The organism is Mucilaginibacter hurinus, assembly GCF_003324525.1.
GTDB lineage: Bacteria > Bacteroidota > Bacteroidia > Sphingobacteriales > Sphingobacteriaceae > Mucilaginibacter > Mucilaginibacter hurinus.
In genome coordinates, this window is the sequence record NZ_QGDC01000003.1 from 1 (window position 1) to 16,337 (window position 16,337).

The 16,337-nt window shown below is 42.5% G+C and carries 13 protein-coding genes; 11 read left to right on the plus strand and 2 right to left on the minus strand.

Annotated features, from left to right (window positions below):
* Positions 1-645: 645 nt before the first annotated feature.
* The 9 genes from DJ568_RS05795 to cdaA all read left to right on the plus strand — a co-directional run bounded on the left by DJ568_RS05795 (position 646) and on the right by cdaA (position 10,285).
* A complete protein-coding gene (locus DJ568_RS05795) occupies positions 646-1,578 on the plus strand; it encodes an outer membrane protein assembly factor BamD (RefSeq protein WP_114004320.1) in 933 nt (310 codons plus the stop codon).
* A gap of 7 nt (positions 1,579-1,585) precedes the next feature.
* Positions 1,586-1,918 carry a DNA-directed RNA polymerase subunit omega gene (locus DJ568_RS05800; protein WP_114004321.1) on the plus strand — a complete coding sequence of 111 codons (333 nt, stop codon included), beginning with the start codon at positions 1,586-1,588 and terminating at the stop codon, positions 1,916-1,918.
* 122 nt (positions 1,919-2,040) lie between these two features.
* Entirely contained in the window at positions 2,041-3,243 is a 1,203-nt protein-coding gene (coaBC, locus tag DJ568_RS05805) for a bifunctional phosphopantothenoylcysteine decarboxylase/phosphopantothenate--cysteine ligase CoaBC (protein WP_114004322.1), read from the plus strand.
* The gene (gene porD, locus DJ568_RS05810; RefSeq protein ID WP_114004323.1) at positions 3,240-4,136 is read left to right on the plus strand and encodes a type IX secretion system protein PorD; all 897 of its coding nucleotides are present in this window, start codon (positions 3,240-3,242) and stop codon (positions 4,134-4,136) included. Before coaBC ends, porD begins: the two co-directional genes overlap by 4 nt.
* A 107-nt stretch (positions 4,137-4,243) precedes the next feature.
* A complete protein-coding gene (locus tag DJ568_RS05815; RefSeq protein ID WP_114004324.1) occupies positions 4,244-4,627 on the plus strand; it encodes a BlaI/MecI/CopY family transcriptional regulator in 384 nt (127 codons plus the stop codon).
* A 4-nt stretch (positions 4,628-4,631) separates the two neighbouring features.
* A complete protein-coding gene (locus DJ568_RS05820) occupies positions 4,632-6,638 on the plus strand; it encodes a M56 family metallopeptidase (RefSeq protein WP_114004325.1) in 2,007 nt (668 codons plus the stop codon).
* 79 nt (positions 6,639-6,717) lie between these two features.
* The gene (gene recN / locus DJ568_RS05825) at positions 6,718-8,379 is read left to right on the plus strand and encodes a DNA repair protein RecN (RefSeq protein ID WP_114004326.1); all 1,662 of its coding nucleotides are present in this window, start codon (positions 6,718-6,720) and stop codon (positions 8,377-8,379) included.
* Positions 8,380-8,522: 143 nt separating this feature from the next.
* Positions 8,523-9,335, plus strand: a complete 813-nt coding sequence (locus DJ568_RS05830; RefSeq protein WP_114004327.1) for an enoyl-ACP reductase FabI — start codon at positions 8,523-8,525, stop codon at positions 9,333-9,335.
* A gap of 158 nt (positions 9,336-9,493) precedes the next feature.
* On the plus strand, positions 9,494-10,285 hold the full coding sequence (gene cdaA / locus DJ568_RS05835; protein WP_114004328.1) for a diadenylate cyclase CdaA: 792 nt from the start codon (positions 9,494-9,496) through the stop codon (positions 10,283-10,285).
* A 94-nt stretch (positions 10,286-10,379) separates the two neighbouring features.
* Here the strand turns inward: cdaA and DJ568_RS05840 are convergent, their stop codons facing one another.
* Both DJ568_RS05840 and DJ568_RS05845 read right to left on the minus strand, forming a co-directional pair.
* Complete coding sequence (locus tag DJ568_RS05840) at positions 10,380-10,745, minus strand: hypothetical protein (RefSeq protein ID WP_114004329.1); 366 nt, start codon at positions 10,743-10,745, stop codon at positions 10,380-10,382.
* An 86-nt stretch (positions 10,746-10,831) separates the two neighbouring features.
* Entirely contained in the window at positions 10,832-13,315 is a 2,484-nt protein-coding gene (locus DJ568_RS05845; protein ID WP_114004330.1) for a M1 family aminopeptidase, read from the minus strand.
* A 188-nt stretch (positions 13,316-13,503) separates the two neighbouring features.
* Between DJ568_RS05845 and DJ568_RS05850 the strand changes: the two genes are divergently transcribed.
* Both DJ568_RS05850 and DJ568_RS05855 read left to right on the plus strand, forming a co-directional pair.
* Entirely contained in the window at positions 13,504-14,826 is a 1,323-nt protein-coding gene (locus DJ568_RS05850) for a Gfo/Idh/MocA family protein (RefSeq protein ID WP_114004331.1), read from the plus strand.
* A 151-nt stretch (positions 14,827-14,977) separates the two neighbouring features.
* Positions 14,978-16,327, plus strand: coding sequence for a 3-keto-disaccharide hydrolase (locus DJ568_RS05855; protein WP_233496639.1), 1,350 nt, complete (start codon positions 14,978-14,980; stop codon positions 16,325-16,327).
* Positions 16,328-16,337 lie beyond the last annotated feature (10 nt).

Sequence of the window (16,337 nt, forward strand, 5' to 3'; positions counted from 1 at the left end):
TATTGCTAACTTTCTCTTCAGCTAAACTACTCTTCCATTATTCCGGTCCGCCTAAGCTTCCCTCTTTAACTCCCAAGTAGCCCGCTGTACTACATGATCTATTTTCTATTTCCTTAAAGAACTTTGTCTCCTCGCCTCGCGGTTCGGATTATGTGAAACCATTATTACATGGTAACTTTTCAATGTTGATACTGAAAATCGCTTTCAGCATTTGCTCTCTGTTGAGCTCCCTTGTTTTGGGACTGCAAAGGTATGAACCTTTTTTAATTTTGCAAACTTTATTTTTATTTTTTTGTTTGCTGTATTTCTTCAGAGAACGTCCCGCTTTCCTTATTTGCGGGCTGCAAAGGTACGATTTATTTTGACACTTACCTACTAAAGCCCACTAATATGTCTCCTAAAAACATAACACTATGTAAATCAATGAGAAAAATTTGAAATAAATTTTAAGGAGCCATTACTCAGATATCCATCGCCGCATCAGTAAATAAAACTATACTTTATATTAGGTTAATTGTATCCAAACACGCGTTAAGTTAAAAGATGTTAAATACCGCAGTTACATATATAGTATACAAATACGCGCGTTATATTTAGCGCTTAAATAATAATTGACTGATTTATAATATTAACTATCTTTGCAAAATGTTTAAAAAACAACTATCGTTATTGGCGGGCTTGCTGGCATTTTTAATAATTGCCCTGGGAGGTTGTAAAAGCAAATTTGAAAAACTTAAGGCCAGTAATGATAACACCAAGAAGTATAAGGAGGCGTTACGTTATTATAACAGTAAAAACTACGATCGTGCTCTGGAGCTTTTTGACGACCTGGTTCAGCGTTACAGGGGCCGCGCCGAGGCTGAGGATTTATTTTATTACTACGCTTATACCAGCTACAAGCTGAGAGATTATACATCAGCGCGCTACCACTTTAAAACCTTTGCTGATACTTATCCATCCAGCACACGTGCGGAAGAGTGCCGTTTTATGTCGGCTTATTGCTATTACCTCGATTCGCCAATTTATTCATTAGACCAGGAGAACACCACTAAGGCTATTGAGGCATTACAGCTTTTTATAAACCTGCATCCTAAAAGTGACCGTGTGGCCGAAGCCGGCAAACTGATACAAAATTTGCGCGATAAGCTTGAAGAAAAAGCATATGCCAACGCCAAGTTGTATTATACTATAGGTGATTATCAATCTGCAGTAATTGCTTTCAACAACACCCTGCGCGACTATCCGGATACCAAATACGCCGAAGAGCTGGAGTATTTAACCATAAAGGCACAATACTTATTTGCACAAAACAGTTTGGAAACCAAGCAGGAAGAACGTTATACACAAGCTATTGAATATGCCGATCAGTTTACCGAAAAATATAACGAAAGTAAATACCTGGACGAAACAGCTGATTTACGCAAAGACAGCGAAAGAGGTATAGTAAACGCTAAAAGAATACTGGCCCAGGCTGCTTTTAATCCTAAAAAAGCAAAGGAAATAGCAGAGAAAGACACTACTGTTAATACAACACCTCCGTCAATTAAAACGGAACAAGCACCTGAATTAGCTAATTAAAAAAGATATGAGTACCGTTAACACGAATAAACAAGCTGTTGCAAACAGCACCGTTACCCGCGACCTGCGTGAACTGGACAAAGGGACAGATAATATTTATGAATCGTTGGTTATTATGTCAAAAAGGGCAAACCAATTATCAAACAACATAAAAGAAGAATTGCACCAAAAACTATCAGAGTTTGCATCTTCAAATGACAACCTTGAGGAAATTTTTGAAAACCGCGAGCAGATTGAAATATCTAAACATTACGAAAGGTTGCCAAAACCTACACTGGTAGCCGTTCAGGAATTTTTAGATGATAAGGTATATTACCGCAACCCTACAAAGGAGCAGTAAGCTTTACTTTAACCTAAAAGTTAAAATTCAAAATTCAAAAAAAGGGCGTTTAGCCTGTGTAGCGCTTGCTTTACATATGCGCTGTTTTTGAATTTTGAATTTTTATTTTTTACTTTAACTCAATGCTTGAGGGTAAAAACATTATCGTAGGAATTTGCGGAAGCATTGCTGCTTATAAATCGGCTATGCTTGTACGCTTACTGGTTAAGGCCGGCGCTAATGTACAAGTAGTGATGACGCCGGATGCGGCAGAATTTATCACGCCGTTAACACTTTCTACCCTCTCAAAAAATCCTGTACATATTAATTATTTTGATCGTTCTACAGGCGAATGGGATAATCATGTAGCATTGGCTTTATGGGGTGATATTTTCCTGATAGCCCCGGCAACCGCCAATACGCTGGCGAAAATGGCTAACGGGTTATGCGATAACCTGCTTACCGCGATATATTTATCGGCCAAATGCCCGGTTTACTTTGCACCGGCTATGGATCTTGACATGTGGAAGCATCCGGCAACTGTGCAAAACGTAGCTAAGCTACAGGCATACGGCAACATATTGATACCCGCCGGTACCGGCGAACTGGCCAGTGGATTATACGGTGAGGGTAGAATGGCTGAGCCTGAAGAGATTGTGGCTCTATTATCAGATCAGCTAAAAAAAAAGCTACCTCTGGCTGATATAAAAATACTGGTTACTGCCGGCCCCACCTTTGAGGCGATTGATCCTGTACGGTTTATTGGGAATCATTCGTCGGGCAAGATGGGTTTTGCCATAGCCGATGAACTAGCCCACAGGGGAGCTGATGTAACGCTTATTGCCGGACCTACGTCGCAAACGTTAAAAAATCCTGCAATCAAACTTGTTAATGTAACTACCGCTGCCGAAATGCTGGAGGCTTGCACACATTACTATCCGCAGCATACGGCCTGCATAATGAGTGCAGCCGTAGCCGATTATACACCGGTTACCGTGGCGCCGCAAAAAATTAAAAAACAGGATGCAGTGCTAAATATTGAGTTGACAAAAACAACCGATATTTTAAAAACACTGGGCGAAAGCAAGCGCGACGATCAATTGCTTATAGGGTTTGCCCTTGAAACTGAAAAAGAGGAAGAATACGCGGTAGAAAAGCTGCGTAAAAAAAACCTCGACCTTATTATATTAAATTCGATGAATGACGAGGGTGCCGGTTTTAAAGGCGATACCAATAAGATCACGATAATTGATAAGCATCTTCAAAAAACTATATTTACACTGAAAACGAAAACCGAAGTAGCGCGGGATATCTGCGAAAAAGTTATCCAATTACTTAACCCATGAAGAAACTGTGCCTGTATATCCTGTTTATTTGTTTTAGCTGCAGTGCCGCCGCGCAAGATTTAAATGCGCGTGTGCAAGTACTTTCGCCCAGGATACAGGTTACTAACAAACGCATTTTTGATGTTCTTGAAACTGCTATGCGCGATTTCTTAAATGGGCGCAAATGGTCGCCCGATGAAATTTTGCCCGGCGAGCGTATAGATTGTACCTTTGTGTTAACTATAACAGCATGGGACAACTCAAGCAATTTTAGCGGCGAATTACAAGTGCAGGCTTCCCGCCCGGTATATAATTCGGCCTATACCACAACATTACTTAATATAAACGACCGCGATTTTGACTTTACGTATACCGAGGGCCAGACTATTGATTATACCGACCAGAATTTCCAGGGCAATTTAAGCGCGGTGATGGCATTTTATGCTTACATGATATTGGGCATGGATTATGATAGTTATTCGCGTTATGGCGGCTCGCCGTTTTTTGCTGCTGCTCAAAACATCGTTATAAACGCGCAAACCGGCTCGTTCAGAGGTTGGAAGGCGTTTGACGGAAATGTTAACCGATACTGGATGGCCGAGAACATGAATAACAAGATTTATGCAAATCTGCGCAGCTTTATGTATGATTATCACCGTAACGGACTCGACGTAATGAGTGATAACGTGGTTAAGGGCCGTACAGCTATAAATAAAATATTACCCACCCTCGCTGAGGTAGACCGTAAGCGATTGGGATCAATGTTTCCGCTAGTGTTTTTTACTACCAAAAGTAACGAGCTGGTATCCATCTTTAGCAAAGCCAGTCCACCCGAAAGATCGGCCGCGTACAATATACTTACCCAAATTGATCCGGCAAATGGCATGAAGTATAAAGAGCTGCAGGGCAATTAGCCTTCATATTATACTCCGCACAAAAAACTGGATTTCCAAAAAAGTTCGAAAAATATTTGTTAATACGAAATCTATCGTAGATATTTGTACGAAGGAATTCGTATAATATGAACACAGAGGTAAAACCAACAGAGAGCGAACTTGAAATTTTGCAGGTTCTGTGGAAAAAAGAATACACATCAGTGCGTGAAGTGCATGAGGAATTGGCAAAGAATAAAGATGCCGGCTATACCACCACCCTGAAACTGATGCAGATAATGTATGAGAAAGGGTTGGTTGAGCGCAACACCGATGCTAAAACCCATTTATATAAAGCGCTGGTTACGCGCGAACAGGCGCAAAAAACGGCGCTGGATAAAATTATTGCAACAGTATTTAAAGGATCCGCGTCTGACCTGGTTATACAGGCGCTTGGCCAGCATACCACGTCAGAGGCAGAGATTGATGCTATCCGTAAATATTTAGACCAATTTAACCAATCCAAAAAATAATCACATGGAAACGTTAACAAATAACATTAGCCAGATTTTAGGGATTACTATCCTTCACTCCCTGTGGCAAGGCCTATTGATTTACCTGCTATTGACTATCATACTATCCGGCGTACCAAGACTTTCATCCGCTAGGCGACATAACATCAGCCTTGCAGCTGTGGCAGCTATGGCTGTTTGGTTTGTTGTTACCTTAATTGCAGAAGGAGGCAAACTTACGTGGCTAGCGGGCGCTGCCCGGCCTGTAACGCCCTTAACAGCACAAGATATAATACCGCCGTTAACGTATTTGCCTGCTGCCGAAAACGTTTACTATTATGTAATAAAAGAATACCTGCCATATATATCTGTAATTTATCTTACCGGTTTCATACTAAATTTTTTAAAGCTATGCTTTGGCTGGCGTAACATAAGCCTGGTAAAACAATCGCTTACCCCGGCCCTGCATTTCGAAAGCACGGTTAAGCAAATGTGCCTGCAACTTAATATCAAAAAGAATGTGTTGGTTAGTTATAGCCGCATGGTTGATGTACCCGGCGTAATAGGTTTTTTTAAACCAATAGTGTTGCTCCCGCTTTCCATTACAACAAATTTGTCGGTTGCGGAGGTTGAGGCCATTTTATTGCATGAACTATCGCATATTAAACGGAACGATTACCTGCTTAATTTGATACAGCAAGTAATATCGGTACTGCTGTTTTTTAACCCGTTCGCGCTGCTGATCAACCGCATAATTAACAGCGAACGCGAAAACTGCTGTGATGATGCCGTAGTGAACATTACCGGGCAGCCGCTTATATACGCCCGGGCATTGCTAACACTTGAGCAAACAAAGCAGCGAAGCTTACAATTGGCGCTTGCAGCCACAGGAAAAAAATACCACTTGCTTAATCGTGTCGAGCGGATCATGACATCGAAAAACCTGAATTTTAACGTACGCCATCTGTTAGCGGCAATTTTACTGTTTACCTTCAGCGCAGGTAGCATTGCCTGGCTAAATCCTGAAATAAAGGGCGACCGTATTAAATTGAAAGTACCTCACCAGATATTAAACGCGTATTTTTACAATGATACACTTCCGACCAGGAAACCCGGGAAAAAACAGGTTACAAAAATAAGCAACACTAAGGTAGTTTCTAACAGCCAGGTGAATAATGTTGAAGACGCGGAATTTGAAAGATTATCAAAAGAAGTGGAAAACCATGGTAAGGCTGTAGAAAAATATTACGAAAGCGCCGCTTATCAAAACATCAATAAAGCAATTGAAAACAACCTTAATGAGCAAATTTTGACTGACGAGAGTCCGAAAGTAAAAGATTTACTAAAAAGACAAGAATTAGCAGCAGCGGCTTTTGAAAAATACTTTGAGAATAACAGCGAGTTGCAGAAACTGCACGAGCAAATGGACAAAGCAGGCAATGAACTCGATCAGCATTACAATTCGCCCGAAATGAAAAAGCTTGAAACAGAGCTAAACCAGGCAAGCGAACGTCTAAACTCTTTAAAAACTAATTCAACCGCTTATAAAAAAGAATTAGAAAAAATAAGGACTGCAAGCGCACAGTTAGGCCGGTTGCACGCAACCCAGCAATTGCAAGCGCAAAAACAGAACCTCCAACTTATAAGTCAGAAAATAAAACAGATACATGAAAGCGAGGATTTCAAGAAGAAACAAGCGGAGTTAAGCAAAATCAGTGACAGTATAAGTAAAACGATTAACAATGCTGTTAATGTTAAAACAAGGGAATACACTAAAAACCTGAATAAACGCCTGCAGGCACTAAACAACAGTCCCGAAATAACAAGAGCCAAAAAACAGCTGCAGGAAGCCAGTGCTAAGTTAAGCGCCTATGTTAACAGCAGTGATTTTAAGAAACGGGTGCAAGCCGGAACCGAGATGCATGACGTAGAAGAACCTGTAGTGGTTGAAGAGATAACCCTCCCCGGTAGCCCGGCACCGGCAGTACCACAAGTGCCTGATGCCACACCACCTGCCGAGCCCGCTAACTAACATAAAAAGCTATTTAGTTTAGCATTTACAAATAGCTAATTGTAATTTAGTATCCTCGATAAACAGGGGATACTTTTTTATGCTTCAAAAGCTCACCATACACAACTACGCGCTTATAGATAACCTGGAGATTGGTTTTGATGCCGGTTTAAATATCCTTACAGGCGAAACCGGTGCCGGTAAATCTATAATATTAGGTGCGCTATCACTCATTTTGGGGCAGCGTGCAGAGAGCCGATATTTTTTCAACCAGCAAAAAAAATGCATTATTGAAGGCCTGTTTCAAATAGATGCATTGCACCTAAAAGCGTTTTTTGAAGAAAATGATCTTGACTATGAAACCAGCACTGTTTTAAGACGTGAAATAAGTATTGACGGAAAATCAAGAGCGTTTGTTAATGATACCCCGGTTAATTTAACTACGCTTAAAATGTTAGGCGAAAAGTTAATAGACATACATTCGCAGCATGCTACTTTGGAAATAAACGATCCGGAGTTTCAGTTATTGGTGGTTGATTCTGTTGCTAAGCACTCAACCCTGCTTGATGAGTACCAGGCTAAGTTCAGGCTGTATAAAAATGAAACTGCCCGTTTAAAACAATTAACTGAGGAAAGCCAAAAAGCCAAAGCCGATCTCGACTACTACCAATTTCAGTTTGATGAACTTGAAAAGGCCGCGCTATCTGCGGATGAGCAAGAATTGCTTGAAAAAGAATTATATGCCCTGAGTAATGCCGAAGAAATTAAACGCAGCCTGCTAAATGTTAATTATTTACTACAGGAAGGCGAGGCAGCGGCACTTATACAATTAAAAGAAGCCGGGCAACAGCTATCAGCGTTAGAAAAATATAACCCTGCTATTGAAGATTTACATCAACGCCTTGGCAGCAGTATTATCGAGTTGAAAGATATAGCAGCCGAAATTGAAAGCATCGAACAAAAAACTCATACCGACGAAGTTCGTGCGGAAGATGTAAACAACCGCCTGAGTATCATTTATAATCTGCAAAAAAAACACCGCCTTACCACAAATGCGGAGCTGCTTCAATTGCAGAACGAACTCTCTGACAAAATACAGCAGGCATTATTTAGTGATGATGCGATAGAAAAGCTTGAAAAGAAAATTGCCGCTATAAAAGAAGACTTGGTGCAATTGTCGGGGAAACTTTCCGCCAGCCGTGCCAAAGCTATACCAACAATTGAAGAGCAGGTAATAAAAGCGCTTGCGGAAATGGGTATGACAAGCTCGGTATTAAAAATAGAGCTTACTTCAACAACAGAGTTTACCAGGTACGGGATGGATAGTGTTCGCTTCCTGTTTTCGGCAAATAAAGGCCACGCGTTAGGTGAAATGAGCAAGGTAGCATCAGGCGGCGAGTTGTCGCGGGTAATGCTCAGTATTAAATCATTGATTGCACAGTACACCGCTTTGCCTACTATTATCTTTGACGAAATTGATACCGGTGTATCCGGAGAAGTGGCTAATAAGGTTGGGCACATTATGGAGCGCCTGGCTAAAAACTTGCAGGTGATAACTATAACCCACCTGCCGCAAATTGCAGGCAAGGGCCAAAGCCATTATTTTGTTTACAAAGACGACGGCGAAGCAACCACTTATACCCGTATTAAAAAGCTGGATAAGCAGGAACGGGTTACTGAAATAGCCAAGATGCTAAGTGGTGATAAACCCGGCGAAAGCGCACTGCAAAATGCCCGGGAATTACTTGGCGTTAATAGCTGAATTGTATAGTATATGAAATTTAGTCTTGCCTGAATGTTAGCCATTTTTACAGGCATTAAAATGCAATTAACAATCACAACCGTGCTAACTAGTACAACTATTAAACAATAAATAATAACTTTACCGCACTTAAAAACTTAACTATGGCTTATAACTTATTAAAAGGCAAAAAGGGTATCATTTTTGGTGCACTTGACGAGAAATCAATAGCCTGGAAAACTGCGCAGCGCTGTCACGCAGAGGGTGCAGAAATTATATTAACCAACGCGCCTATCGCTATGCGTATGGGTGCCATTAACCAGCTTGCTGCAGAAATAAATGCTCCTGTAATACCTGCCGATGTAACGGTAAACGATGACGTTGAGAACCTTTTTGTGAAAGCTAAAGAACATTTTGGCGGCGGGGTTGATTTTGTTTTGCACTCCATAGGCATGAGTGTTAACGTGCGCAAAAGCATCCCATATCCTGAAAATAACTATGAATTTACCCATAAGGGTTTTGATATATCAGCATTGAGCCTGCATCGTGTGTTGCAATACGCCATGAAACACGATGCTATTAACGAATGGGGATCAGTTGTAGCACTTACCTACATAGCGGCACAACGTGTATTTCCGGATTACAATGATATGGCCGATAATAAAGCAGTGCTTGAAAGCATTGCCCGCAACTTTGGCTATTTTTACGGTACTAAGAAAAAAGTAAGGGTAAACACGGTATCACAATCGCCAACGCGTACTACAGCAGGCTCGGGTGTTAAAGGCTTTGACGGCTTTATTAATTATGCCGAAAAAATGAGCCCGCTGGGTAACGCCAGTGCTGATCAGTGCGCAGACTATTGTGTAACGCTTTTTAGCGATCTTACACGTATGGTTACCATGCAAAACCTTTTCCACGACGGCGGTTTCTCATACACGGGAGTTACTAAAGACGTTATTGAACAAATGGAAAAATAATTTATTTGCTTAAACCAACCACGCGTAATTGCGGGAACCGGGGGCATCGCGTTATTATATAAAAGAGCTGGCTTCGTTTCCCGCAATTATTTTTAGGTACCGCCACCAGGCACAAGCTCTTATTAACTTACATTAACCCGAAACTTCCTATATCGTAAATGCAGTCGTTTGATTTTAGTCTTTTTAACTTCACGGTATTTGACGTGCTGGACGTACTGCTGGTAGCCTTTATAATTTACCAGTTATATAACCTGATACGCGGCACCATTGCAGCTAATATTTTCATCGGTTTGGCTGTGGTTTGCGCATTATATTTTGTAGTTGAGGCGCTTAAAATGAAGTTGCTTACCGGCATCCTTGGCAATTTCATGAGCGTTGGGATTATTGCCATTGTGGTAGTTTTTCAGCAAGAAATACGGCGGTTTCTATTGCTTGTAGGTAAAAACGCTTCCCTGCAGCGCAACAGGGCATGGTGGCAGTATTTTTTTGGGAAAGCCGAAGCCGAAAAAAACAATTACGCGCGCATTAAGCCGATTATTGATGCCTGTAAAAGCATGAAACAAACACGCACGGGCGCGTTGATAGTATTTGCCAAAATATACGACGAACAGTTTTACCAGAACAGCTGTGAGTTAATGGATGCGAAAATCTCTAAACGCCTGCTTGAAAGCATTTTTCAGAAAAACAGCCCGTTGCATGATGGCGCCGTTATCATCTCTGAAAATAAAATTAAATCGGCCAGCTGCATATTGCCATTAACCGACAAAACCGATTTGCCCGCACAATTTGGCCTGCGGCACCGTGCAGGCATAGGTGTAACCGAAGCCAATGAAGCTACCGCATTGATTGTATCTGAAGAAACAGGTGAGATATCCTACGCTAAACATGGCCGCGTTAAAATGAATATCAGCTTTGCCGAGTTAGAAAAGCTACTAAATAAAGATTTTTAATGTTGGGAAGGTATACGCTGTAAAACCAGTCAATGATGGCGGACCCGGTATTAACACCCGGACTACTTAAATAAACCTAATCGGCGCTATACTATTAATCGAGGTCTAATTTTTCAATCGCCAAGGTACCTGGTTTGATGTTATCTATTTTAACGACCGGCATACTGTGCTTGAAGTCACCACTAAGATCTGCCACCGGCATACTATTACGTGATTTGGAGGGCTGGGCTACAGGCATATTGCTATAAAACGCTAGTGCGTCTTCTCTCTTCTTTTTAAATAACCACGGTCCGGCGCTCTTTTCGGGTTTAGTTTTGAACAGGCTATCTTTTACCCATAATTGGGGCCAGGCTTTATCATCAACTAAACGCGGCGCAGACCGGGAATATTTTAGCGGTTGCTGCGCATTTGCATGGGCAGCTGCACTAACGCTAAGGACAATAAGGATAAACTTTTTCATGGTGTTTAATTATAATTTTTTACAAAGAAGGTTGCCTATAAATATAGGCAACCTTCTTTGTATCAATATGTAAATAAATGTTAAATCTATTTGGCATCTTCAATAGCTTTCAGGGCCTCATCGGCTGCCTTAACCGATGCATCATCATTATGTTGCGCCCGCGCTGATTTAACTAATGAGATGTTACTGCTTACATAATCTCCCACGCCAAACTTTTTATATTGAACGCCAAGGTCTTTTAGCAATATAATACCTTGCTGGGCATATGCCGGATTATCTACCCTGCCCGCCATCTCAGCAAATTTTTGCATTGAGGCAAATTTTGCATTGGGTGTAAGCTTGCTATACTCTTTATATACAAACGGCCATTCGGCAGACCCTCCCTGGTTTGAATACACGCTAATTACTGCTGGCGTTAAAGCGCCTGCATTATCAGCTTCAAAAGCTTTAGCCTGTTTTAACGCCTCGGCCGGTTCCAATACGGCTAACGCGGTTAAAGCAGCACCTTGTACAGCGTATGACCGGCTTTTTAATGCTTCACGGTATAATGGCAACATGGCGGATGTTTTTAGTTTACCCAGCACCTTTATAGCCGCCGCGCGAACCAGCGTATTATCGTCAGTACGGGCAAGCTGCGTAATAATGGGCTGTGCAGCGTTACGTATCCTGTCATTTTTCATGTCCGCAGCTTCAATAGCTTTTATGCGCAGGCGGTAGTACTTGTCTTTCATAGCCGCTACCATAATTTTTTGCGCAGTGGCATCGCCCTGTTCTGTTTTAGCCGCCTCCATAGCTTCAAAACGGTCAAGGTAGAGCGGCGCGTTAGCGTATTGAAAGGCAAATTCCGCCAATGATTTCCGGTCTGTTTTTTGGGCAGGCAAGGCCTTTTCGGCATCTACGTTTACAAGGTCCGGTTTAGATGCTACTTTAAAGCTAAGGGTATCTGCCTTATTACGCAGCCACACCTTATGGCGCTGCTTTTTTCCTCCGGCATAAATGTCAACCGCAACAGGCAAGGTAAAGGCGTTGCCATCCTGACTTTGGCTTACATACACTGTTTGCGTTTTTGACGCTTCATCCCATTTATAAGAAATATCGAGTATAGGATGACCAGAACTGAAGTACCATTCATTAAAAAACCAATTTAAGTCACGTCCGCTGGCCTCTTCAAATGCCAGGCGCACCTGGTGTGCTTCGCCGTTTTTGAACGCGTTGCTTTTAAGGTAAATGTTCATGCCTTTGTTAAACGCGTCTTCACCTAAATAACTGCGCAGGTAATATAATATGGCGCCACCCTTTTGGTAAGTGACTACATCAAACACATCCTCCTTATCATGATAATGAAAGCGTGCCAGGTTTTTAGTTTTTGCATCGGGTGTTTTAAGATAAGCCTGCAGGTCGTCATGTATATGCGCTCCGCCTTCGTCTTTTCCGTACTTATATTCGGCCCACATGGTTTCACTAAAGTCAGCAAACGATTCATTTACGGTAAGGTTGCTCCAGCTTTCGGCCGTTACATAATCACCAAACCACTGATGAAAAAGCTCGTGTGCTATGGTACTGCGCGCCTGGTCATAATAAGCATCTACCAATTCGCGTGATGTTGCCTGAACATACTCACCATGCAGTGTGGCAGTGGTGTTTTCCATGGCGCCGCTCACGTAATCACGGCAAACAATTTGCGCATATTTCACCCACGGATAATCTATGCCTGTTGTTTTTGAGAAAAACTCAATAGCCTCGGGCGTAAACCCGAATATCTCTTTGGCGTAAGGGGCATATTTAGGCTCGAGGTAATAACTCACCTCTTTATTCCGCCACTTATCTTTATATATTTTGAAATCTCCAACGGCCATCATAAACAGGTACGGCGCGTGCGGAAGCTCCATTTTCCAAACGTCCGTGCGTGTGCCGTTACCATTTAGCTTTTGCGAGGCAAGGCGGCCGTTAGAAAGCGTTACATACTTAGCCGGAACGGTCATGCTGATCTCCTGGGTGGTTTTTTGATTCGGCCTGTCAATAGTTGGAAACCACGCTGACGAAGCCTCAGTTTCGCCTTGTGTCCATATCTGCACAGGTTTGTCTTTATCGGTTCCGTCCGGGTTGATAAAATACAATCCTTTAGCATCATTTATTGCTGCGCTACCTTGGGTTTTTAGTTCATCCGGTTTAGCAGTATAGTCGATGTAAACAGTATAGTTCTCATAATTGCGATACACCCTGTCCAGTTTAATTCCCAGGCTAAGGCTGTCGTAAGTGAATTTAAGCGGCGTATTTTTACCATTTTTCACTATCGAAACATTGTTAATATCCATCCCTTTAGCGTCAAGCCTAAGAGAATCTGTAGGATAAAAGTGAGGTTTTATAGTTACCCATTCTTTACCATACAAATACCGCTTTTTATAGTCAAACCTAACGTCGAGCTTGGTATGTACCAGGTTATTAACTTTTGCCGGTGTTTCGCGGTATATTTTTAAAAGGGGATCTTCGGCAGTAGGGTCTTGCTGGGCCATAGCCGGTAAAGTGCATACAGCGGCTAATAATGCCCCTGCAATAAGGAGTTTTTTCATATACTGAGGTTGTTAACGTCACAAATTTAAAAGTTTACCACAGCAATGCAACTCAATATATACTTGTTAGCAGGATATTCACCCCAATGGGGTGATGTGGTTCGGTCAAAATAGCCAATTTGTTACATAACGTAATTTGTAATAACATATATTTATCTGCTCATACTACAACCAATATTTTAACCCAAATGGAAAGAAGAAGATTTATAAAAAATGTATCCGTTGCGGGAACTAGCTTTCTTGTCAGTTCCTCACTTTCAGCTTCGGGCATATATAAAGGCTCGCCGGGCAATAAAGTAATTATTGGCTTAGTGGGCGTTAATGGCCGCGGCGGCTTTTTAGCACAAAAGTTGGCCGGACTTAAAGATGTTGAGGTAGGTTATATTTGCGATGTCGACAGTACTGTATTGGCCCGCGTAACGGCCGAAATGGAAAAGCTCACCGGCAAAAAACCGCAAGGAATAAAAGATATACGCAAGCTGCTTGAAAGGAAAGACCTCGATGCCATTGTAGTAGCCACCCCCGATCACTGGCATGCCCCTGCAACCATACTGGGTTGCCAGGCGGGCAAGCATGTATATGTTGAAAAACCCTGCAGCCATAACCCCAATGAAGGAGAAATGGCCGTTGCGGCAGCGGCCAAATATAAGCGCATAGTACAAATGGGCAACCAACGCCGCTCATTTGATAATGTGCAGCGCATGATTAAAGAATTACATGATGGTATTATTGGCCGTGCCTACTTTGCACGCGGATGGTACACTAACCGCCGCCCTAGCATAGGTAAAGGTAAGGCAGCAGCGGTACCGGCTAACCTTGACTATGACCTTTGGCAAGGTTATTCGCCGCGCCGGCCCTTCCAGGATAACCTGATACATTATAACTGGCATTGGTTTTGGAACTGGGGAACCGGTGAAGCCCTAAACAATGGCACCCACGAAATTGATGTAATGCGCTGGGGACTTGGCGTTGATTTCCCTAACCAGGTAACCTCATCGGGCGGTCGTTTTGCTTTTAAGGACGATTGGGAAACCCCTGATACACAAACAATACTGGCTAGCTTTGATAATAACACCGCATTATCATGGGAAGGCCGCAGCTGTAACCAGTACTACCAGGGTGATGGCCGGGGGGTTATTTTTTATGGTGAGAACGGCAGCATATACTATGGCGGCGGCAACGCCTATAAAGTATTTGACGGCAATAACAAGGTGGTAAAAGAGGTTGCAGATTCTACAGTAGTTGATCCTACCAACAAACTTAGCCCTACCGAAATGCTTGATGTTGTGCATCTGCAGAATTTTGTGAATGCCATACGCGGCACCGAAAAGCCTAATGCTCCTATAACAGAAGGACATATATCAACCACCATAGGTCAATTGGGCAATATAGCGATACGCGTTAACAGGGTACTGAACCTAGACAGCAAAAACGGCCATATATTGAATGATGCAGAAGCTGTTAAACTGTGGAGCCGGGAATATGAAAAAGGATGGGATTTGAAGGTGTAACCTGTTCCACCCGACTCGTTAGGTAGTTGCGACATACGAACCGAAAGGGATTGCTTCGTATTTCGCATCGGCGCTTAGCTTGTTTATTCATTTAAATTTTTCGAATACATTACTGATGATATACATAAAAAAAACACTTCTTACCATCACCATGGCTGCATTATTAACAGGGCCTGCCTCAGCACAACTCAAAAAGGGCTATGTGAGCCTGTTTGACGGAAAAACACTTAATGGCTGGAAACGCCTTGCAGGTACGGCTGATTATAAAGTTGTAGACGGCGCCATACAGGGCACTACTATAATGGGTTCAGGCAATACTTTTTTAGTAACTGAAAAGGAATACGGCGACTTTGTGCTGGAACTGGATGCCAAGCTAGAGAGTGAGGTGAGCAACTCAGGCGTACAAACCCGCAGTCACTTCGACCCGGCAGGATACGGAGGGAAAGGAAAGGTATACGGTCGTCAATATGAAATAGACCCTACGCCGCGTGGCTGGACGGGCGGCATCTACGACGAAAGCCGCCGCGACTGGATATACCCTCTCGACTTAAATCCAAAAGCGCGGGCGCTATTTAAGGTTGGTGAGTTTAATCATATTAAAATTGAATGCATTGGCAATGAAATGAAGACATGGATAAACGGTGTTGCGGCCGCTTACGTAGTGGACACCGTTGATGCCAAAGGGTTTATTGGCCTGCAAGTGCATGGCATATTAGCCGAATCGCAAGCTAATAAAAAGGTATGGTTTAAAAATATTCAAATAAAAACAACCAACCTTAAGCCTGAGCCGTTTGATAAAGGTGTTTATGTAATGAATTTTAATGCCAACAGCTTGAGTGCATACGAGCAAAAGAATGGCTGGCAACTTTTATTTGATGGCAAAACCGGCGCAGGCTGGAAAAGCGCAAGAGGAGGTGACAAGTTTCCTGAAAAGGGCTGGACAATCAGCAACGGAATAATCAGTGTATCCCCCTCAAACGGCGGGGAGTCCACTAATGGAGGCGATATTATTACGGTTAAACAGTACAAAGCCTTTGACCTTTCGTTTGATTTTAAGCTCACTGAAGGTGCTAACAGCGGTGTAAAATATTTTGTAACGTTAAATGAAAAAACGCAGGGGTCGGCTATTGGGTTGGAGTACCAGGTACTTGACGACGAACGGCATCCGGACGCTAAAATGGGCCGTGAGGGCAACCGTACCCTTGCCTCATTGTATGACCTGATAAAAGCCACTAAATTGCCGCGTTTTGTTCATCCGCCAAATCAATGGAACACTGGCCGGATAATAGTGTACCCTAACAACCATGTGGAACATTATTTAAACGGCGTAAAAGTGCTGGAGTATGTACGCGGCTCAAAAGAATTCAGAGAATTGGTGGCTATCAGTAAATACAAAATATGGGAGAACTTTGGGGAAGCTGCCGAGGGCCACATCCTGTTGCAGGACCACGGCAACGCGGTAAGCTTTAAAAGTATAAAGATTAAAACGCTAGCCCCTTAAGATAAACCCG

Excerpts from the sequence above, each read along its gene's own strand:
- DJ568_RS05795 (WP_114004320.1), top strand. The coding sequence starts at position 646 with ATGTTTAAAAAACAACTATCGTTATTGGCGGGCTTGCTGGCATTTTTA.
- DJ568_RS05800 (WP_114004321.1), top strand. The coding sequence starts at position 1,586 with ATGAGTACCGTTAACACGAATAAACAAGCTGTTGCAAACAGCACCGTT.
- coaBC (WP_114004322.1), top strand. The coding sequence starts at position 2,041 with ATGCTTGAGGGTAAAAACATTATCGTAGGAATTTGCGGAAGCATTGCT.
- porD (WP_114004323.1), top strand. The coding sequence starts at position 3,240 with ATGAAGAAACTGTGCCTGTATATCCTGTTTATTTGTTTTAGCTGCAGT.
- DJ568_RS05815 (WP_114004324.1), top strand. The coding sequence starts at position 4,244 with ATGAACACAGAGGTAAAACCAACAGAGAGCGAACTTGAAATTTTGCAG.
- DJ568_RS05820 (WP_114004325.1), top strand. The coding sequence starts at position 4,632 with ATGGAAACGTTAACAAATAACATTAGCCAGATTTTAGGGATTACTATC.
- recN (WP_114004326.1), top strand. The coding sequence starts at position 6,718 with ATGCTTCAAAAGCTCACCATACACAACTACGCGCTTATAGATAACCTG.
- DJ568_RS05830 (WP_114004327.1), top strand. The coding sequence starts at position 8,523 with ATGGCTTATAACTTATTAAAAGGCAAAAAGGGTATCATTTTTGGTGCA.
- cdaA (WP_114004328.1), top strand. The coding sequence starts at position 9,494 with ATGCAGTCGTTTGATTTTAGTCTTTTTAACTTCACGGTATTTGACGTG.
- DJ568_RS05840 (WP_114004329.1), bottom strand. The coding sequence starts at position 10,745 with ATGAAAAAGTTTATCCTTATTGTCCTTAGCGTTAGTGCAGCTGCCCAT.
- DJ568_RS05845 (WP_114004330.1), bottom strand. The coding sequence starts at position 13,315 with ATGAAAAAACTCCTTATTGCAGGGGCATTATTAGCCGCTGTATGCACT.
- DJ568_RS05850 (WP_114004331.1), top strand. The coding sequence starts at position 13,504 with ATGGAAAGAAGAAGATTTATAAAAAATGTATCCGTTGCGGGAACTAGC.
- DJ568_RS05855 (WP_233496639.1), top strand. The coding sequence starts at position 14,978 with ATGGCTGCATTATTAACAGGGCCTGCCTCAGCACAACTCAAAAAGGGC.